Origin of the sequence: Haloferax namakaokahaiae (genome assembly GCF_042663225.1) — an archaeon.
GTDB lineage: Archaea > Halobacteriota > Halobacteria > Halobacteriales > Haloferacaceae > Haloferax > Haloferax namakaokahaiae.
Genome location: NZ_JBHTAA010000005.1, coordinates 685,427 through 704,763, shown reverse-complemented (window position 1 = coordinate 704,763; position 19,337 = coordinate 685,427). Strand labels below are relative to the sequence as shown.

Below are 19,337 nucleotides of genomic sequence, written 5' to 3'. Positions count from 1 at the left end.
GGTCGTTCGCCGGCGACGGTCGCCGGTATCTTGAAACTCACTCCAACGAGTGATACGATAATGCGCCCGTCTGTCTTCCACCTCCATTACCAGACGCCGGATGTCGCCCACGCCAGCGCCGTGCTCGCCGAGCACGGCATCACCCCGAGCGCGCAGTTCGGGGCACTCGCCGGCGATTCGGTCTCTCTGACCCCCGGCGAAACGCCACCTGAAGGGTTCAAACTCCGACTCCAGACGAATCGCGGCGGGGCGGCAGACGTGACGCTCGCGCCCGGTCCGGACGTCAAATTCGACCACTTCGGGGTCGTCGTCGAAGACGTTGCGGCCGTGGTCGAACGCGCCGAGGAACGCGATTGGGCCGTCGTCGAGAACGAACGCCGAACGTTCCTCACGACACCGTGGCGGTTCCGTATCGAGTTACAGGCAGCCGATAGCGACGTTATCGACGAACTCGGCGACCGCGACGAGTGCGAGTTGAGCGAGGTCTCGCTCGGCGTTCCGGTCGAGGCACGCGAGACTGTCGAACGCGAGATTCGCGCGGTAGTCGGCGACGTTTCGAACCTCCGGGTCGTCCCCGTCCGCGGACCGGACCCCGCAGTGAGAGAGGCACTGCTGTCGGGGTCGAACGTCAGAAATCCGCACTTCCAGATGGCGGCATTGAACCCCACGGTCGGCCGCGGTAACGGAACTGAATCCGTCTGAGCGTCAGTGTCGGTTGGGTATCACCAGTACCGGTCGGCTATCACTGGAGGTCGTACACGCGGGCCTCCCACGGGCGGAGGACCGTCGTTTCGACCGAGACGAGGTTCGCATCGTAGTTCGAGACGAGCAGTTCCGCGTCGGTCCCGCGGAGGTCCTCCGGCGGGTCGAATCGCGTCTCTTCGCCGGCGAAGTTGAGGACGACGAGGAGCGAATCGTCTCCGAGCGTCCGAGTGTACGTCCACAGCGTCTCGTGGTCGGGGAGCAAGAGGTCGTAGTCGCCGTAGACGAGCACGTCGCGTTCCTTCCGAAGTGAGATCAACTCGCGGTAGAAGTGCCAAATCGACTCGGGGTCCGAGCGGGCGACCTCGGCGTTGACTTCGTCCTTATTGGGGTTGACCGGCATCCACGGTGTCGCCTCGCCCTCGGTGAATCCGGCGTGTTCGGAGTCGTCCCACTGCATCGGCGTTCGGGCGTTGTCGCGGGTGCGGTAGCGAACGAGGTCCATCACGTCATCTTCCCGGATGCGACCGGCTTTTCGGGCGGCACGAACGTTCTTGATGGTGTCCACGTCGCGGACTTCGTCCAGCGAGTCGAAGGGGTAGTTGGTCATGCCCAACTCTTCGCCCTGATAGATGTACGGCGTCCCGCGGAGGGTGTGGAGCAACGTTGCGAGCAGTTTCGCCGACTCGCGGCGGTACCTCCCGTCGTCGCCGAAGCGCGAGAGTTGACGGGGTTCGTCGTGGTTGTTGAGGAACAGCGAGTTCCACCCCTCCTCGGCGAGACCCTCTTGCCAGTGGGTCATCGTCGCTTTGAGTTCGCGCGGCGACCACTCGCGGTAGGACCACCGACCCGCGTCGGTCATATCGAGACGCATGTGGTCGAAGGTGAACACCATGCTCATGCCGTCGCCGTCGCGGCCGGTGTACTGCCGTGCTTCTTCCACGCTGAGTTCGGCCATCTCGCCGACGGTCATCGCCTCGTCGTCGAGCACGCGGTCGTGGAGTTCGGAGAGGTAGTCGTGGACGCGCGGGCCGTTGACGAACTTGTCCGAACCGCGGACGATTGCGTCGGGGTCCGCGCCGTCGGGGAGGCCGTCTGGCTTGGAGATGAGGTTGATAACGTCCATCCGGAAGCCGTCGATGCCCTTGTCGAACCACCATTCCATCATCTCGAAGACCTCCTCTCGGACTTCCTCGGTCTCCCAGTTCAGGTCGGGCATGCGCTCGTCGAAGATGTGGAGGTACCACTCGCTCGAATCCTCGTCGTAACTCCACGCCGGCCCGCCGAAGAAAGACTCCCAGTCGTTGGGCGGGACTTCGTCTACATCCGCTGGTGTGTCGTAGTCGTCCGGGTCGAGGTCGGTCCCGTCCGGGTCGCGGCCCTCGCGCCACCAGTAGTAGTCGCGGTGGCCGTTCTCGGGTGACTCTCTGGCGTTGACGAACCACGCGTGTTCGTCCGAGGTGTGGTTCACCACGAGGTCCATGATGAGTTTGATGCCGCGTTCGTGGAGGGCGTCACGGAGCGCCTCCCAGTCTTCCATCGTCCCGAACTCGTCCAAGATGGTGCGATAGTCGGCGATGTCGTAACCGTTGTCCACGCCGGGTGAGTCGTACACCGGGTTCAACCACAGACAGTCGATTCCGAGGTCTGCGAGGTAATCGACCTTTTCGATGATGCCGGGGATGTCTCCGAGTCCGTCGCCGTCGGAGTCGTTGAAACTCCGGGGATAGACCTGGTAGACGACCGCTTCTTTCCACCACGCGCGGTCGAATGTCGTCATTACCAGAAATTCACTCGGAACCGGGTTTTACTCCGTCGGTTCGAGTGGTGTCAGACGGCTAAAAATTGGAAGAGGGCGTCGGGGCGAAGCGGTCGATGTGACCTAGAGAATGTGATACACGCGGGCTTCCCACGGCCGGAGCGTCACGCCCGCAACGTCGTCGGCGTCGGCGTCGTAGTTGGAGATGAGATCCTCAGCTTTTGCACCTTCGAGGGTGGCAGGCGGTTCGAATCGCGTCTCCCCGTCGCCGAAGTTGAGCACGACCAGAAGCGAGTCGTCATCCAGCGTCCGCGTGTACGTCCACAGCGACTCGTGTTCGGGCGTCAGTGGGTCGTAATCGCCGTAGACGAGCACGTCGTGTTCTTTGCGAAGCGAAATCAGGTCGCGGTAGTAGTGCCAGACCGAACCCGGGTCGTCGCGCTCGGCCTCGACGTTGATGGTCTCTTTGTTCGGATTGACGCCAATCCACGGCGTCGATTCGGGGTCGGTAAAGCCCGCGTACTCGCTGTCGTCCCACTGCATCGGCGTCCGGGCGTTGTCACGACTCATCGCTCGTGCCCTGTCTTTGACTTCCTCGAACGATTCGATTTCACCGGCTTCGAGCGCGTTTCGAATCGGGTTGAGCGTCGCCACGTCGCGGAAGTCGTCCAGCGAGTCGAAGGGGTAGTTGGTCATGCCCAACTCTTCGCCCTGATAGATGTACGGCGTCCCGCGGAGGGTGTGCAGGAGGGTGGCGAGCAACTTCGCCGACTTTCTTCGGTATTCGCCGTCGTTCCCGTAGCGAGAGACCTGACGTGGTTGGTCGTGGTTGTTGAAGTAGAGCGAGTTCCACCCCTCGTCGGCGAGACCCGTCTGCCAGCGGTCGAAGATGGCTTCGAGGTCCGGCAGGTCCCACTCGACCAACTCTAGTGGGTCGTCACCCCGGTCGATGAGGACGTGTTCGAAGTGGAAAATCATCGAGAGTCCGTCTCCCTCGGGACCGGGAGTCGTGTACTGCCTCGCCGTCTCCATCGGCATCGGCGCGCCAATCATCTCGCCCACGCTGAGGAACTCGGGGTCCAAGACGCGCTCGCGCATCTCGCCGAGGTAGTCGTGGACCTTCGGTCCGTTCACCGCGCGGTCGATGGTCTCGATATCGTTCTCGGGGTCCGTATCGGGCAACCCTTCGGGTTTGGAGATGAGGTTGATGACGTCCATCCGGAAGCCGTCGATACCCTTCTCTAGCCACCACTCCATCATCTCGAACACGTCTTCGCGGACCGCCTCGGTCTCCCAGTTCAGGTCGGGTTGCTTGCGGTCGAACAGGTGCAAGTACCACTCCTCCGTACCCTCGTCGTACTCCCACGCGGGACCGCCGAAGAAAGACTCCCAGTCGTTGGGCGGGACTTCGTCTACGGTCTCGGGCGTGTCGTAGTCGTCCGGGTCGAGGTCAGTCTCGCTTGGGTCGCGGCCCTCGCGCCACCAGTAGTAGTCCCGAAACTCGTTGTCGGCCGAAGCGCGGGAGTTGACGAACCACGCGTGCTCGTCCGAGGTGTGATTCACCACGAGGTCCATGATGAGTTTGATGCCGCGTTCGTGGAGGGCGTCGCGGAGGGCTTCCCAGTCTTCCATCGTCCCGAACTCGTCCATGATGGCCCGGTAGTCCGCGATATCGTAGCCGTTGTCTGCGTTCGGCGACTTGTAGACGGGGTTCAACCAGACGCAGTCCACGCCGAGGTCGGCGAGGTAGTCCGCCTTCTCGATGATACCGGGAATGTCGCCGACGCCGTCGCCGTCCGAGTCCTTGAAACTCCGCGGATAAATCTGGTAGACGACCGCTTCTTTCCACCAGCGTCGTTCGGCGTCCGCACCGTGTGATGTCATATATCGTAGACGAACGACGCCGGCGATTTAGGTGTGCGCCCGGGGGGACGTGGACCGCTGACCGACCGACGGTTAGGTGCGTTTTTGTATGGCGAACCCGTCGCCTCGCGTATGAGCGACCACGACGACCATCACGACCACGGCGACGAGGACGGCCGCGTCACCTCGCCGATGCAGGAGTTCACGATGAGCCAAGTTACGACCGGAATCGTCATTCTCGTCATCGGCGTCGCCGTCACGTTCGGCCTCCCGCTGCTGCTCGCCTGAGAACTCGACAGCGCTTCCGCGTTCTCCGCATTTTTCTGTCAGCGCGTACACGTACGTGTATGCGAACTGTCGTTGTCCCCGAGTACGGTTCGAGCGACGCGCTCGACGTGCGAGACGCTGACGTACCCGAACCGGCACCCGGCGAGGTCCGAATCGCCGTCGAAGCCGCCGGCATCAACTTCGCCGACATCATGCAACGCCGCGGTCACTACCGCAACGGCCCGGAACCGACGTACACGCCCGGTCTGGAGGCCGCGGGAACTATCGACGCCGTCGGCGAGGGCGTCGAACGCGAAGTCGGCGAGCGCGTCGTTGCCCTCACTGGCGGCGGGGCCTACGCCGAGTACGTCACCGCGCCCGCGACTGCCCTGTTCGACGTTCCGGAGTCGATGTCGTCCGCCGAAGCGGCGGGGTTCCCGGTTCAGTTCCTCACCGCCTACAACTGCCTCCACGGGTGGGGCGAACTCGAAGCGGGCGAGCGCGTCCTGATTCACGCCGCGGCGGGCGGTGTCGGGACCGCGGCAGTCCAACTCGCCTCGCTCGCCGACGCCGAAACTTACGGCACCGCGAGCACCGAGGCGAAAATCTCACTCGCCCTCGACCTCGGTCTCGACCACGGCATCCAGTACACCGAGACCGACTTCCGCGACGTCATCGCCGCGGAGACCGAAGACGGGGTTGACCTCGTCCTCGACGGCGTCGGCGGCCAGACCTTCGACCGGAGCCTCGACGCGCTCGCAGATTTCGGCCGCATCGTCACCTACGGGGCCGCCTCCGGCGACGTCGCCAAAGCCGATACGACGCGACTGCTGTTCGAGAACAAGTCCGTCGTCGGCTTCCACCTCGGCAACGCGATGCAGAAACGCCCCGAATCGGTCCTGAGAGCGGTTCCCGAACTCTCGAAACTCCTCGCCGACGGGGAACTCGAAGTCGTCGTCGGTGAGACGTTCGCCCTCGAAGACGCCGCCGAGGCACACCAGTACGTCGAAGACAGAAAGAGCGTCGGCAAAGTGGTGCTCGAACCCTAACACCGAGACAATCGGCGCGAACCGAGGTCGGTTCGATTAGTCGAGTTCGCGCGTCAGCACGTCGCGGAACTCGGCGATGGTCGTCGCGTCGAAGGCGACGTACTCGTCGCCGTCGTCGGTCACGGTCACACCGAGGTAGCCGTCGTCGGTCGTCGTCCCGAGTTCGTAGACCGGGACGTCGCCGGCGAGGTCGAGGAGCGCGTCGAGGTCCGCGGTCTCGACGACGACGCGGCCGGGCGTCTCGTCGAACAGTTGGACGACGTTCTCGACGGCGATGTCCGCGCCGACTTCCTCAGAAACCATCTCGGCGAGCGTGACGGCGAGTCCGCCGTGGCTCACGTCGTGGGCGGCGAGGGTCGAATCGTCGGTCACGATGCCGCGAATCGCGTCGAGCGCGGCGGCCGCGGTGTCGTCGTCGGGGAGCGCCGGGAAGGCGTCCGACCCGTCTTCGTGCTGGAGCAGGGTCGAACCGCCGAGGGCGTCGCCCGAGTAGCCGACGAGGTACAGGTCGCCGTCGCCAGAGAGCGTCATCCCGGGCGATGGGCCGTCTGCCGAACCGACCATGGCGAGCGTCGGCGTCGGCGGAATCGGACCGGCGACCGAGTCGTTGTAGAGCGAGACGTTGCCGCCGACGACGGGCACCGAGAGCGCGCTGCACATGTCGGCGAGACCGTCTACGATACCTTTGAAACCGCCGTACACGTCGGGCTTCTCGGGGTTCCCGCCGTTGAGGCAGTCAACTGCGGCGAGCGGCGTCGCACCCTTCGCGGCGAGGTTCGTCGCGTTCTCGAAGGCGACTGCGCGTGCGCCGTCGTAGGGGGCCGCGTTGGTCCAGTTGGGGTCTGCGCCCGCGGTGAGCGCGAGTTTGGTGTTCGCTTCGGGGACGTCGAGGAGTGCGGCGTCGTCGCCGGGGCGACGGGCGGTACGAAGGCCGACCTCGTGGTCGTACTGGCGGTAGACCCACTCTTTGGACGCGGTGTTGGGGTCAGAGAGGACGGCTTCGAGGGCTTGCGAGAGCACGACTTCGGGCAGGTCGCGCGTGGCTTGCTCGGGTTCGACCGAGTCGAGGTCGTTCATCGGTGCGCCGTCGGCGACGTACTCCGGCGGGACATCGACGACTGCCTCGCCGTCGAACGTGCAGACGTAGTTGCCCTCGGCGACTTCGCCGATGACGGCGCTACCGAGGTCGAAGCGGGCGGCGAGTTCCTGTACGCGCTCGACGTTCTCGGGGCGGACCTCGTAGCACATGCGCTCTTGGGACTCGGAGAGGAGAATCTCGAAGGGACGCATCTCGGGCTCGCGCTGGTGGACCTCGTTCAGGTCGATATTCGCGCCGAAGCCGCCCTTAGCGACGAGTTCGGACGAAGCACCGCCGAGACCCGCGGCACCGAGGTCACGGCACGATTCGACCAGTTCTTCGTCCAAGAGGGCTTCGTTGCACTCGATGAGGAGCTTTTCAGTGTAGGGGTCGCCGACCTGCACGGCGGGTCGGTCTTCGGTCTCGGCGTCTTCGGCGAGGTCTTCGCTGGCGAAGGATGCGCCGCCGAGACCGTCGCGGCCGGTCGAACTGCCGACGAGGACGAGTTTGTTCCCCGCCTCCTGCGCCTCGGCGGTGATGAGGCGGTCGGCCGAGAGGAGACCGACGCAGGCGACGTTCACGAGGGGATTGCCTTCGTACTTCTCGTGGAAGGATGTCGCGCCGGCGACGGTGGGGACGCCGATTGCGTTGCCGTAGTCGGCGATGCCTTCGACCACGCCGTCGAGGAGATAGCGGGAGTGTTCGCGGTCGAAATCGCCGAAGTAGAGACAGTCGGCGAGGGCGATGGGGTACGCGCCCATGGAGAGGGTGTCGCGGACGATGCCGCCGACACCGGTCGCCGCGCCGTCGTAGGGGTCCACGTACGACGGGTGGTTGTGGCTCTCGATACCGAGGGTGATGTAGGTCTCGTCGTCGAGTGAGACGACCGCAGCGTCGTCACCGGGACCGATGACGACCTGTTCGCCCTCCGAGTCGAACGCCGACAGCAACGGCCGAGACGACCGATACGCACAGTGTTCGCTCCAGAGGTTTTCGAACAGCATCGCCTCGGTCGGCGTCGGATCTCGACCGAGTTCGGCGACGATGAGGTCGCGGTCCGCGTCGGGAAGCGTCATTCAATGGTATGCTCAGAACGCAGGTTGTAAACCCTTTCTATGTGCACGAACGTGCTCAAAAAAGTGAGTGTCGGGAACGTCGCCTCCACTGTGACTTACGCGGGCGTGTACGGCGGTGACTCCGAGCGGATGATTTGCGAGAGTTCGTGCATCTCGTCTTCGAGCAACACGAGCAGGTCGTCCGCGGTGACGATGCCACACAGTTCGTCGCCATCGACGACGGGCGCGCGTCGGACGCCGTGTTCTCGGAGCTCTCGGAACAGTTCGTAGACGCCGGAGTCGGCTTCGACGGTGAACGGGTCTTCTGCCATGACCTCCTTCGCGGTTAGCTTGTCGGGGTTGCGTCCTTCGCCGCCGACCTCGATAGCGAGGTCGCGGTCGGTGACGATGCCGTGAATCTCGTCGTCGTTGGCGACGATGACAGACCCGACGCTTCGGTCCCGCATCTGTCTGGCGAGTTCGCGTACTTCCGTGTCCGGTTCCGCTGTTACTAGTTCTTCTTTCGGGCGGGCGATGTCTCGTACAGTCATTGTAGTTCTCCCCCAGCGGCCACTCGCCTGACTCGCACAGCGAGCGTGCCACCGTACTACTCGTTCGACGGAGACGACCAAATATATGATTGCTGACATTTCGTCCAGTCTTTCGGGTATCTCGTCACATTGGGACTCTCAAAACGCCCAACAGGAGAGCGTTTTCGGGCGAATGGTGGGGGTGTTGGTGGGATGCTCACAGAGCCGATTCTACGGATGCTAGCAGTGCGCAGTATCGTGATACGAGGACCGAGGCGCTTTTTTAGCCGCCACTGGTAGAATACATCGTGTTATCGGTCGAGTTGCACTCGCATTCGTCGCTGTCGTACGACGGGCGCGACCCAGTCGAGTACCTCCTCGAACAGGCGGTTGCGGTCGGATTAGACGCCCTCGCGGTCACCGACCACGACGAAATCGACGCGAGTCTCGAAGCGGCGGAGTTAGCTCCCGACTACGGGCTCGTCGGCATCCCCGGCATGGAAGTGACGAGCGCCGCAGGGCACGTCCTCGCCATGGGCGTCGAGGAACTCATCCCCGCAGGACTCTCCTACGATGAGACGCTCGATCGCATCCACGAGGCGGGCGGTATCGCTATCATCCCGCACCCGTTCCAGAAGTCTCGTCACGGCGTCGCCCCGCACATCTCCCGCGAACAACTCGCCGCGGCGGACGCTATCGAGGTGTACAACTCCCGACTCCTGACCGGCATTGCGAACCAGCGCGCCGAGCGCTTCGCCAAGCGCCGAAACCTCCCGATGACGGCCGGAAGCGACGCCCACATCAGCGAGATGGTCGGCCAAGCCATCACCGAAGTCGGCACCGACACGCGCTCCGCAGACGCTATCTTGGAGGCAATCACCGAAGGCCGAACCAGCGTCGTCGGCAGTAAGACGCCGTGGCGCATCTCGTTCCAACAGGCCGCGGGCGGCGCGAAACGACGACTCAAACACGCGCTCGCGGACTTGCTGTGATGCGCGGCGCACCCGAGTCTCGGGTCAGAGACGCCCTCGAATCGGGCGACTCACTCCCGGGAACCGCCGGATTCGCCGGCGAACTCGACGGCGCGCTCGTCCGCGACGTGCTCGGCCGCCAACCCATCTTTTCAGAAAGGGGCGACCACACCACCTGGTCGTTCGACCACCGAAACCTGTCGAACCCAGTCGCCGTCCCACCGGGCCACAAACGAGACGAGGCCGGTCTCGAACAGGTGTGGTCGCTTCCGGACCCACCGGCGACGGCCGACCGCGAGGAGGCGCTCGAAACGGTCCAGATTGCGGTCCTCGACTCCACGCGTGAGGTCGAAGCCGACGGTCTCGCAGTCGCCTTCTCGGGCGGCGTCGATTCCGCTGTCGTCGCGGCGGGCGTCCCCGACGCACCGTGCTACGTCGCCGGATTCGAAGGCTCGCACGACATCGACGCCGCCCACGCCGCCGCCGAAGCGATGGGCCGCGAATTGCGCGTCGTCGAACTCACGCACGACGAACTGCGAGAGGCGATTCCGGAGGTCGTCGCGGCGCTGGGGCGCACGAACCCGATGGACGTACAAATCGTCCTGCCGCTCTACTTGCTCGCCGAACGAGTCGCCGACGACGGCTACGACCGTCTCGCCGTGGGGCAGGGCGCGGACGAACTGTTCGGCGGCTACGCGAAAGTCGCCAAGGCCCCCGGCGACCACCGCGTCGAGGCCGAGACGATTCGCGGGGCGGCCCGCGAGATGATTCGGACGCTCCCGGACCAACTCGAACGCGACTTGCTCACCCTGCGGGCGGCGGGCGTCGAACCCGTCGCACCGCTGCTCCACGACCGAGTCGTGAAGGCGGCGCTTCCGCTTCCAGACGAGTTACTCGTCGATGGGGACCGGCGAAAGGTCGCACTGCGTGAAGCCTCGCGCGAGGTGCTCCCCGAATCGGTCGTCGAAGCCGACAAGAAGGCGGTCCAGTACGGCACGTACGCCTCGCGCGAACTCGACCGACTGGCGCGACAGGCGGGCTACAAACGCCGGATGGACAACCACGTCGAGCGGTACATTCGGTCGCTCGTGGAGTGAGACTCAGTTCGTAGCGACGACGTCGATTGCTTCCAGTGCGAACTGTACCGTATCGGGGTCGATATCGCTCTCTCGCAGGTCAGACTCATCGTACCAGTCCCACACCTCGGCATCGACTTCGCCGTCGTGGGGTTCGATGTCGCGGGATTCGACGCGGGCGAAGTAGATGTGGTCGATGTGTTGGTGGCCGACCGCGCCATCCTCGTGGACGTTGATATCGTAGAGCATCTGGTGCCGCGGTTGCGGGAGGGCTTCACCGGCTGGTGCTGGGACGGAGTCCGTCTCGTCCACGAGTTCGGCTTCGAGACCGGTCTCCTCTCTCACTTCTCGAAGACCCGCCTCGTGCGGGAGTTCGTCGCGGTCGATGTGACCGCCCGGCGGGATTCGAATTCCGAGTCGTTCGTGGCGATGGAGGGCGACGGCACCCTCGTTGACGATGTAGACCGTGGCGGTGAAGTGGCGAGTCGTCTCCATACCCGTGGCTCTGACTGGGTACCTATCGGTGTTGCGAAAACGCGGGTGAAAAACGAGGACGCGGGTGAAAAACGGGGCTCGTCAGGGCATCTCGAACTGCTCTTCTGCTTCGAGCAGTTCGTGATACCGGTTGCGGATGGTCACCTCGGAGATGTTGGCCACGTCGGAGACCTCGTTTTGGGTCACCTTCTCGTTCGTCAGGAGACCGGCGGCGTAGACGGCTGCAGCCGCGAGGCCGACGGGCGATTTACCCGAGTGGATGCTCTGTTTCTTCGCGTTTTCGAGGAGCTGGCGCGCGCGGCGCTCGGACTCTTCGGAGAGGTCGAGTTCGGACGCGAACCGGGGGACGTACTGCACCGGGTCCGCGGGTTTGATTTCGAGCTTCAGCTCGCGGACGACGTAGCGGTAGGTCCGCGCAATCTCGTCCTTCTCGACCCGCGAGACGTTGGTAATCTCGTCGAGCGAGCGGGGCGTCCCGGCCATTCGGGCCGAGGCGTACAGCGCGGAGGTTGCGACGCCCTCGATAGAGCGTCCCGGCAGGAGGTCGTCGTCGAGGGCGCGTCGGTAGATGACAGAGGCAGTTTCGCGGACGTTGTCCGGGAGGCCGAGTGCCGACGCCATACGGTCGATTTCGCCGAGCGCCTGTTTCAGGTTGCGCTCTTTGGAGTCGCGGGTGCGGAAGCGCTCGTTCCACGTGCGGAGGCGCTGCATCTTCTCGCGTTGCCGCGAGGAGAGCGAGCGCCCGTAGGCGTCTTTGTTCTGCCAGCCAATGTTGGTCGAAAGTCCCTTGTCGTGCATCATGTTGGTCGTCGGAGCGCCAACACGGGACTTCTGGTCTTTCTCGGCCGAGTTGAATGCACGCCACTCGGGACCGTGGTCGATTTCGTCTTCTTGGACGACCAGTCCACACTCGTCACAGACCGTTTCGCCGTGCTCGGAGTCGGAGATGAGATTCGAGGAGCCACATTCCGGACAGGCGAGCGTCTCGCTGTCTTCGCGCTCGTTCGACTCTCGTTCCTTCGACTCGCGCACGCGCGCGTTTCCGGTCGTGAAGCGTCGGACACTTTCAGTCATTGTGTGTTCGAGAGAAGCAACTGGGAACGGTCGTTCTCCATCAATTCGTATTGACGCTGATTACTTATATCTGACGGCACCGCAACGACGGAATACCTGTGCGAGAACGTGCCACGGCACGGTTACAAACTTTTTGGAACGGAGCGGCCACACCGAAACCCTTACTCCCAGTCTCCGACACTGCCGAAGTATGAGCGATACGCCCGTCGATGCCGACGAAGTTCGGCACGTCGCCGAGTTGGCGCGGGTCAACCTCGACGACGACGAAGTCGATGAGTTCGCAACGCAGATGGCGGACATCCTGACGTACTTCGACGCACTTGACGAGGTTCCCGAAGTCGATAGCGAGGACGAACTGGTGAACGTGATGCGCCCGGACGAGGTCAAAGACGGTCTCACCCAAGAAGAGGCGCTCTCGAACGCGGCCGAGACGGAAGACGGCTACTTCAAAGGACCGCGGGTGTCGTGATGTCGCTGAACGCATTCATCACCGAGGAGACCATCGAGGGCGACGAAGACGGCCCCCTCGACGGCAAGACCATCGCCGTCAAGGACAACATCTCCACGAAGGGCCTGCGGACGACCTGTGGGTCTGCGATGCTCGAAGACTACGTCCCGCCGTACGACGCGACGGTCGTCGAGCGCGTCAAAGCCGCCGGTGCGACCATCGTCGGCAAGGCCAACATGGACGAGTTCGGGATGGGCACGACCACCGAAACGTCCGCCTACGGCCCGACCAAGAACCCCGTGGACGAAGACCGCGTCCCCGGCGGTTCCTCCGGTGGCTCTGCGGCCGCCGTCGCCGCCGGTGATGCCGACCTCGCACTCGGTAGCGACACGGGTGGCTCGATTCGCTGTCCCGCCGCGTTCTGTGGCGTCGTCGGCATCAAACCGACGTACGGACTCGTCTCGCGCTACGGTCTCGTCGCCTACGCGAACTCCCTCGAACAGATTGGCCCAATCGCGCCCACCGTCGAAGACGCCGCCGCACTCCTCGACGTGATTTCGGGTCCGGACGCCCACGACGGCACCACCCGCGACGAAGGCGAGAACTCCGACTACGCCGCGGCCGCCGACGGCGACGTCGAGGGTCTGACAATCGGCGTCCCGATCGAGTTCGTCGAAGGCGCTGACGACGGCGTCGTCGAAGCCTTCTGGGACGCCATCGAGGACCTCGAAGCCCAGGGCGCGGAGTACACCGAAGTCAGCATGCCCTCTGTCGAGAAGGCAGTCGCCGCCTACTACGTCATCGCCATGTCCGAAGCCTCCTCCAACCTCGCTCGCTTCGACGGCGTGCGCTACGGCAAATCCGGCGGCTACGAAGGCAACTGGAACGAGGCGTTCGCCCGCGCCCGCGAGGAAGGATTCGGCCCGGAAGTCAAGCGCCGTATCCTCCTCGGCACCTACGCGCTTTCGGCTGGCTACCACGACAAGTACTACGCGAAGGCACAGGACGCCCGCGCGTGGGTCAAACAGGACTTCGATTCTGCATTTGAAGACGTGGACGTGCTCGCCTCGCCGACGATGCCGGTGCCGCCGTTCAAACTCGGCGAGAGCCTCGACGACCCGCTCCAGATGTACCTTGCCGACGCCAACACCGTCCCCATCAACCTCGCCAACCTCCCGGCCATCTCGGTGCCTGCTGGCGAAACCGAGGGACTGCCGGTCGGTCTGCAACTGATTGGACCGAAGTTCGACGAAGAGACCATCATCCGCGCTGCGTCTGCAGTCGAGAACTGAGCGACTCAGTTTTTCTTCGCTTCTGCGATTACGACTCTTCTTCTCGGAGGTCTACGGCCGTCTTCGTACTTCCATCTCGCCAGTCGAGTAGGAACGAGGCCTCGGAGTATTCGTTCGATGCCGGGAGTTTGAGACTGAACGTGTGGGTCCACGTCGCGGTGTCCTTTGCTGGGACTTCCAATTCGACTGCTTCTTCTGGTGTGTACGCAACGTACGGTCCAACTCGGTCGAGTGCGCCGACGAAGGTGCCATCGGTCGAACTGACGTTTTCGACTTCGATTTCGACCTCGACGTCTGCGAGGCCGTCGTCCTGCAAGTCTGCCGAGATTCCGTGGACCACGAATTCGGCTGGTGGGCGCGTGAGTTTCGAGACCGCATTCGTATCGAATTCGTATGATTCGCCGGGCCATTCGAGCGTGAACGACTCCGATTCGAGTGGTTTCGGGAGTCGGAACACGAGGTTTCCGGATGCACCTGGTGTGTATTTTCCACCGCTTCGTGGCCACCGACGGTAGTATCGGCTGTCCTCTTCCCCAGTGGCGGGATGGAATCGCTCGTCGTCGGAGACGAGTTCGAATTCCTCGAAGCCGGGGCCGTATTGGTCTCGTGCCGAGACGTTGACGACGACGAACTGTTCCTCGCGGTTACCAACTGTACTGGTCGAATCCGGCGAGTCGAACGCGACCAACTCGGGCACGACGGTGATGGAGTCCACGTCCACATCGTACATAGGGGTGGGTGATTCTGTGGTCTCTGCTGTCGGAGTCTGAGTCGTACTACTCGTCGTTTCTGTGGACCCGTACTCACGCGTCGGACCGAGACAGCCAGCGAGGGAACCGAGAAGCATCGCACCGCAACCGAGAAGAGAGCGACGGGAGGGTCGGAGCATACCTATCAACATTCTGCCTCGCGTAATAGGTCTTCAGGCAGTGGTCACGACGATGGCGTTATCGTCGTCTCAGCTTTTCCACTCCCGTCACGCCAGTCGAGGTAAAATCTGGCTAACTCCTCCTGGTCCGAATCGGAAAACGGAACTGGGAACGTGTAGGTCCACGTGTCGGTTTCTCCCGAAGGAACCTCGAACAAGATGGTCTTCTCCGGAATGTGTGCGACATCGGGTCCGGCGCGGTCGAGTGCGCCGACGAACGTCCCATCGACTGGTCCAGTGTTCTCGACCACAAGTTCCAGCACGATATCTTCGCCCGCTTCGACGCGCTCCGGTGCGGAGAAGTCGTGGACGACGAAGTCAGTCGGCGGTCGAGCGAGCCTCGAAGACAGGTCCGAATCCAGCGCGTACGACCCACCCGGCCATTCGAGCAGGAACGAATCGCTCACCGTCGGTTTCGGCAACGCGAAGACGAGGTGTCCGGCAGACTCCGCGTCGTACATCGGCCCTCGATGTCCGATAATTCGGTTGAACGGACCGACTCTATTGCCTCCTACTGGTTCGAACACTTCATCGCCGTCAGTCAGCGAGACATCCGAAAATGCGGGGCCTGAGTCATCTATTGGCGTCGCCTCGACGATGACGTACTGCCACGGTTTGTCGCCGTACGTGCTGGACGAATCTGGCAAATCCAGCGTCACCAACTCGGGCATGACGAGGACCTCTTCGATTTTGAGCGTGGGTTCGGGTGTCGGTGTGGCCGTTGGCTCGGGCGTCTGTGTCGCAGTCGCGGTGCTCGTCGTTTCAGACGCAGGTGGCTCTGTGCTGGGAGTTTCACCGAGACAGCCAGCGAGAGAACCGAGAAACATCGCACCAGAACTGAGAAGTGCGCGACGGGAGGGACGTGGCATACCTGTCAAAATTCCGCACTCAGTAATAGGCTTTCAGGCGAAGACCTGTCCGAAACAGGTGCGCCTATCCCCTGAACAAACTTATCACTTCGTCGGCAGAGCACGTGTGGCCGACTGAAACAGATATTTCGATATACATTATGGGACGTGATGAATATTCGAACGCTGAGAGAGCAAATAAGCGGAGTCGAGTGGGTGAACGAGGCGAATAGACGTTCGGCCCTTGTCAGATAAAGTGCACAATGTGGTCGAAATATCTCGAAACGACTGGTCTATCTGCGATTATTCGAGCGTCGAGAGACTGTTCGTCATGCCGATAGCTTTTCCACGGCCGGTTACGCACCGCGGAATATCATGTACATCATCGTCGTTGGCGCCGGCAACATCGGCACGCCGCTCATCGAGATTGCGACCGAGGGCGGTAACGAAGTCGTCGTCGTCGAGCGCGACGAAGACAAGGCAGAGTCCGCCGCGGCGGCGTTCGACTGCCTCGTCCTCAACGACGACGCGACGGTAAAACAGACGCTCTTGGAGGCGGGTGCCGAGCGCGCGGACGCCATCATCACGACGACGGACAAGGACGCGACCAACATCATGGTCTGCCTGCTCGCAAAGGAACTCCAAATCCCGGATATCGTCTCCGTCGTCCACAACGCCGAGCACATGAGCCTCTACCGACAAATCGGCGTCAACACCATGGAGAACCCACAGAGCCTCATCGCCGAGTACCTCTACCGGGCGGTCAAACGCCCCTCCATCGTCGATTACATGCGCGTCGGTGACCACGCCGAGGTGTTCGAAATCCGGGTCGATGAGGAAGCGCCCATCGTCAACGAGACGATCCAAGAGGCGGCACGGGGAGGACTCCTCGGCGACGACGTGCTCATCGTCGCCGTCGAGCGCGCCGACGAGAGCGACCCCATCACCCCTCGCGGGAACACCACCGTCCACGCGGGCGACCTGCTCACCGTCTACTCCGGTGACGGCGCGACACCCGAAGTGACGGACGTCTTCGGCCACTACGAGGACCACTGATGTCTCGTCGCGGACGAACCGTCTCCGGCTGGCCCGCAGACCTCGCGGTTATCGGCCGCGACGTTGGCTCGCTCCTCGCCATGGAGTCGGCGCTGATGGTCCTCTCGATAGCCGTCGCCGCCGGATTCGGTGAGTGGTACGCCGCGCTCGCGTTTCTCACCGCGGCGGGTTTCACCGCGTTCATCGGCTTCGGCGCACGCAAAGCCTTCCGCGAAGCGCCCGCCCCGCGGATGAAACACGGGATGATTATCGCCGCGGCCGGGTGGTTCGCTACCGCCGCGTTCGGGGCGCTCCCGTTCGTCCTGACGGCGTACTTCATCCCCGAGGCCGCACTCGCCGCGCTCGTCCCGCGAGGCGTCGAGTACACCCAGTCCAGCCTGTTGTACTTCCGAAACCCGCTCCACGCGTTCTTCGAGTCGATGAGCGGGTGGACCGGAAGCGGACTGACGATGGCGATTCACGAACCGTCGCTCCCGCGGTCCATTCAGTGGTGGCGCTCGCTCATCCAGTGGGTCGGTGGCGTCGGCGTCATCGTGCTCACCGTCTCGATTCTCTCGCGCCCCGGGAGCGGGAGTTACGCGCTCTACCGCGGCGAAGCGCGCGAAGAGAAGATACATCCGAGTGTCGTCTCGACGGTCCGGACGGTCTGGAAAATCTTCGTCGGCTACACCGCGCTGTCGATTCTCGTGCTCTTCGTCGCCATCAGCCTGAGCGACTACGGCAGGACGATTCCGACGTGGGAGGCCGCGTGGCAGGCGCTGAACCACGCGATGACCGCGCTTTCGACCGGCGGGTTCTCCGTGACCGACAACTCGATTGCGACGTACGACTCGCCGCTCATCGAGACGGTGTTGCTCCCCATTATGGCCCTCGGCGCGATTGCGTTCCCGATTCACTACGCCATCCTTCAGAACCGCGAACTGAACAAACTCTGGCGGGACCTGCAAACGCGCTGGTTGCTCGTCATCTTCGCCGTCGGCGTCGTCGGTCTCTCGGTGCAGAATCTCGTCGCGCTTCCGACCACGCCGAGTACGGCGTTCGCCGCGACGGCGAACTACTTCGACCTCTCGATGGTCGTCGGCGGTGCCGGTTCCGACGCGATTCGAGATTCCACGTTCCAGTGGATCAGCGCGCTCTCGTGTACCGGATTCCAGTCTGCACCCATCGGCCAGTGGTCCGACGGCGGCAAACTCGTCCTCTCCAGTGCGATGGTCCTCGGCGGGGCCGCCGGTTCGACCGTCGGCGGTATCAAAATCATCCGTGCGTACACGATTTCGAGAGGTATCCGCTGGCAGTTCTCGCGCGTGTTCCTTCCCAGCAACGCCATCGTCTCGCTCAAGATAGACGGTCGCCGACTCTCTCGGCCCGAGATGGAACGCGAGTTCTCTGAAGCCTCCATCGTCTCGCTGTTGTGGCTGTTCGTCCTCCTCGGGTCGAGTCTGCTACTCGTGAATCTCGTCGGAGCCGAGTTCACCTTCGCCGACGCGCTGTTCGAAGTCGCCAGCGCGCAAGGCAACGTCGGTCTCTCGACGGGTATCACCGGGCCGACGATGAACCCTCTCGCCGAAGGGATGTTCCTGCTCAACATGTGGGTCGGCCGGTTGGAGATTATTCCCGTCTTGGTGTTCTTCCGGTCGGTTCTCTACGGGCTGAATCCGTAAGTGGGCGTCCACGAGTTGTTTTTTGCGACGCCCGAATCGCGCGTGACGGAGATGGTCCTCTGAGAGGTCGTACGAGGCGAAGTAGACGGGGCAAATGTTCTTGGCCATGGATGCGAAAATCACAGTATGGACGACCAGCCTCCGTCTGCGGACCAGCCGGACGACGCGACAGAACCGGACGCGGATGTCGGCATCGACGACGTAGACAGAGGAATCATGTTTGCCCTCCAGCGCGATGCGCGCAACATCACGATACAAGAAATCGCAGACGAGGTGAGCGTTTCCGCAAGTACGGTTCGAAATCGCATCGACAAGTTGGAGCACGGGGGCGTCATCGAAGGCTACGCTCCACAGATAAACTACGAGCGCGCGGGGTTCCCGCTGAAACTTCTCTTTATCTGTTCTGTTGACTCGAATTCCCGTGCCGCAGTCGCGGAGGAAGTACTCGCCGTCGATGGCGTCATCGACGTGAACGAACTGGTCACCGGCGAGCGCAATCTCCACGTCCAGGCGGTCGCAACGAGCACCGGCGACCTCACGCGCATGACCGCCGACTTGAACGAATACGGTCTGATGATTCACAGCTCCGAGATAATCACGAACCACTACAGTCAGCCGTGGGGCTACTTCGAGTACGAACTAGAGGAAGACTGACTGTCACCAACGACAACTGTTTTTTCACCCACTAATACGCGAATATTCTGCGATTTTCGCAACCTATTGGCTGCGATATCCACAACAATTTTGATGCGAGCACACATACGCTCTCTCGGAGAGATGTGGACGAACGAACATTTGCGCGGGCCAGAAAGTAAGCCGATCGGACTGGACGAGGCGTTGACCGTCCTGTCCAATCAGGACCGACGACGACTCCTCGTTGGACTTCTCGACGACGATTCGCAACCCATCCGAGTAGACGAGGTGGTGGCGGCCGAGGCGGCCGACGCTGACCGTGACTCGACCCGACTCCAGATAGCGATGCACCACAACCACCTTCCGAAGTTAGACGCGTGGGGGTACATCGACTGGGACGTAGAGGTACAGGAGATAACCCCGGGTCCGAAGTTCGGAGAGATACGACCCGTACTCGAACTGCTGGATACTCACGCGGCCGAGATACCGGTCCAGTGGCCGTAAAGGGCGGTAGCTTCCCGTTCTCGTTTTGAAACGTACGCTCGAAAGCGG

At 62.9% G+C, this 19,337-nt stretch carries 19 protein-coding genes; 11 read left to right on the top strand and 8 right to left on the bottom strand.

Going from position 1 to position 19,337, the window contains the following annotated elements:
- Positions 1 to 60: 60 nt before the first annotated feature.
- Complete coding sequence (locus ACFQJC_RS11175; RefSeq protein WP_390223487.1) at positions 61 to 702, top strand: hypothetical protein; 642 nt, start codon at positions 61 to 63, stop codon at positions 700 to 702.
- A 40-nt stretch (positions 703 to 742) separates the two neighbouring features.
- On the opposite strand, the gene ACFQJC_RS11170 is transcribed toward ACFQJC_RS11175, so the two are convergent.
- Positions 743 to 2,482 carry a glycoside hydrolase family 13 protein gene (locus tag ACFQJC_RS11170; protein ID WP_390223485.1) on the bottom strand — a complete coding sequence of 580 codons (1,740 nt, stop codon included), beginning with the start codon at positions 2,480 to 2,482 and terminating at the stop codon, positions 743 to 745.
- Between the two features lie 102 nt (positions 2,483 to 2,584).
- Positions 2,585 to 4,345: an alpha-glucosidase gene (locus tag ACFQJC_RS11165; RefSeq protein WP_390223483.1), complete on the bottom strand. Its 1,761-nt coding sequence runs from the start codon at positions 4,343 to 4,345 to the stop codon at positions 2,585 to 2,587.
- A 111-nt stretch (positions 4,346 to 4,456) separates the two neighbouring features.
- Here ACFQJC_RS11165 and ACFQJC_RS11160 point away from each other — a divergent pair, with 111 nt between their 5' ends.
- Both ACFQJC_RS11160 and ACFQJC_RS11155 read left to right on the top strand, forming a co-directional pair.
- Positions 4,457 to 4,612 (top strand): DUF7550 family protein, encoded by a 156-nt coding sequence (locus ACFQJC_RS11160; RefSeq protein WP_390223481.1) that lies wholly within the window; start codon positions 4,457 to 4,459, stop codon positions 4,610 to 4,612.
- Between the two features lie 59 nt (positions 4,613 to 4,671).
- Positions 4,672 to 5,640: a quinone oxidoreductase family protein gene (locus tag ACFQJC_RS11155; RefSeq protein WP_390223479.1), complete on the top strand. Its 969-nt coding sequence runs from the start codon at positions 4,672 to 4,674 to the stop codon at positions 5,638 to 5,640.
- Positions 5,641 to 5,676: 36 nt separating this feature from the next.
- Here ACFQJC_RS11155 and purL read toward each other — a convergent pair whose 3' ends face one another.
- Together purL and ACFQJC_RS11145 are read right to left on the bottom strand one after the other, a co-directional pair.
- A complete protein-coding gene (gene purL, locus ACFQJC_RS11150; protein ID WP_390223477.1) occupies positions 5,677 to 7,794 on the bottom strand; it encodes a phosphoribosylformylglycinamidine synthase subunit PurL in 2,118 nt (705 codons plus the stop codon).
- Positions 7,795 to 7,889: 95 nt separating this feature from the next.
- Positions 7,890 to 8,324, bottom strand: coding sequence for a CBS domain-containing protein (locus tag ACFQJC_RS11145; RefSeq protein WP_390223475.1), 435 nt, complete (start codon positions 8,322 to 8,324; stop codon positions 7,890 to 7,892).
- Positions 8,325 to 8,611: 287 nt separating this feature from the next.
- Here ACFQJC_RS11145 and ACFQJC_RS11140 point away from each other — a divergent pair, with 287 nt between their 5' ends.
- A complete protein-coding gene (locus tag ACFQJC_RS11140; RefSeq protein WP_390223473.1) occupies positions 8,612 to 9,295 on the top strand; it encodes a PHP domain-containing protein in 684 nt (227 codons plus the stop codon).
- A complete protein-coding gene (locus ACFQJC_RS11135; RefSeq protein WP_390223471.1) occupies positions 9,295 to 10,371 on the top strand; it encodes an asparagine synthase C-terminal domain-containing protein in 1,077 nt (358 codons plus the stop codon). Before ACFQJC_RS11140 ends, ACFQJC_RS11135 begins: the two co-directional genes overlap by 1 nt.
- 3 nt (positions 10,372 to 10,374) lie before the next feature.
- Here the strand turns inward: ACFQJC_RS11135 and ACFQJC_RS11130 are convergent, their stop codons facing one another.
- Both ACFQJC_RS11130 and ACFQJC_RS11125 read right to left on the bottom strand, forming a co-directional pair.
- Positions 10,375 to 10,845, bottom strand: a complete 471-nt coding sequence (locus ACFQJC_RS11130; protein WP_390223469.1) for an NUDIX hydrolase — start codon at positions 10,843 to 10,845, stop codon at positions 10,375 to 10,377.
- Positions 10,846 to 10,926: 81 nt separating this feature from the next.
- Entirely contained in the window at positions 10,927 to 11,919 is a 993-nt protein-coding gene (locus ACFQJC_RS11125) for a transcription initiation factor IIB (RefSeq protein ID WP_390223467.1), read from the bottom strand.
- Positions 11,920 to 12,109: 190 nt separating this feature from the next.
- Between ACFQJC_RS11125 and gatC the strand changes: the two genes are divergently transcribed.
- Complete coding sequence (gatC, locus tag ACFQJC_RS11120) at positions 12,110 to 12,388, top strand: Asp-tRNA(Asn)/Glu-tRNA(Gln) amidotransferase subunit GatC (RefSeq protein WP_390223465.1); 279 nt, start codon at positions 12,110 to 12,112, stop codon at positions 12,386 to 12,388.
- Positions 12,388 to 13,659 (top strand): Asp-tRNA(Asn)/Glu-tRNA(Gln) amidotransferase subunit GatA, encoded by a 1,272-nt coding sequence (gene gatA, locus ACFQJC_RS11115; protein ID WP_390223463.1) that lies wholly within the window; start codon positions 12,388 to 12,390, stop codon positions 13,657 to 13,659. The genes gatC and gatA overlap by 1 nt, the downstream gene beginning before the upstream one ends.
- A 28-nt stretch (positions 13,660 to 13,687) precedes the next feature.
- Here gatA and ACFQJC_RS11110 read toward each other — a convergent pair whose 3' ends face one another.
- The gene (locus ACFQJC_RS11110) at positions 13,688 to 14,548 is read right to left on the bottom strand and encodes a hypothetical protein (RefSeq protein ID WP_390223461.1); all 861 of its coding nucleotides are present in this window, start codon (positions 14,546 to 14,548) and stop codon (positions 13,688 to 13,690) included.
- A 44-nt stretch (positions 14,549 to 14,592) separates the two neighbouring features.
- A complete protein-coding gene (locus ACFQJC_RS11105; RefSeq protein ID WP_390223459.1) occupies positions 14,593 to 15,456 on the bottom strand; it encodes a hypothetical protein in 864 nt (287 codons plus the stop codon).
- Between the two features lie 354 nt (positions 15,457 to 15,810).
- Here ACFQJC_RS11105 and ACFQJC_RS11100 point away from each other — a divergent pair, with 354 nt between their 5' ends.
- The 4 genes from ACFQJC_RS11100 to ACFQJC_RS11085 all read left to right on the top strand — a co-directional run bounded on the left by ACFQJC_RS11100 (position 15,811) and on the right by ACFQJC_RS11085 (position 19,289).
- On the top strand, positions 15,811 to 16,491 hold the full coding sequence (locus ACFQJC_RS11100) for a potassium channel family protein (protein WP_390223457.1): 681 nt from the start codon (positions 15,811 to 15,813) through the stop codon (positions 16,489 to 16,491).
- Complete coding sequence (locus tag ACFQJC_RS11095; protein WP_390223456.1) at positions 16,491 to 18,152, top strand: TrkH family potassium uptake protein; 1,662 nt, start codon at positions 16,491 to 16,493, stop codon at positions 18,150 to 18,152. Before ACFQJC_RS11100 ends, ACFQJC_RS11095 begins: the two co-directional genes overlap by 1 nt.
- Before the next feature lie 126 nt (positions 18,153 to 18,278).
- A complete protein-coding gene (locus ACFQJC_RS11090; protein ID WP_390223454.1) occupies positions 18,279 to 18,806 on the top strand; it encodes an Lrp/AsnC family transcriptional regulator in 528 nt (175 codons plus the stop codon).
- A 141-nt stretch (positions 18,807 to 18,947) separates the two neighbouring features.
- Complete coding sequence (locus ACFQJC_RS11085) at positions 18,948 to 19,289, top strand: DUF7344 domain-containing protein (protein WP_390223453.1); 342 nt, start codon at positions 18,948 to 18,950, stop codon at positions 19,287 to 19,289.
- Positions 19,290 to 19,337: the final 48 nt, after the last annotated feature.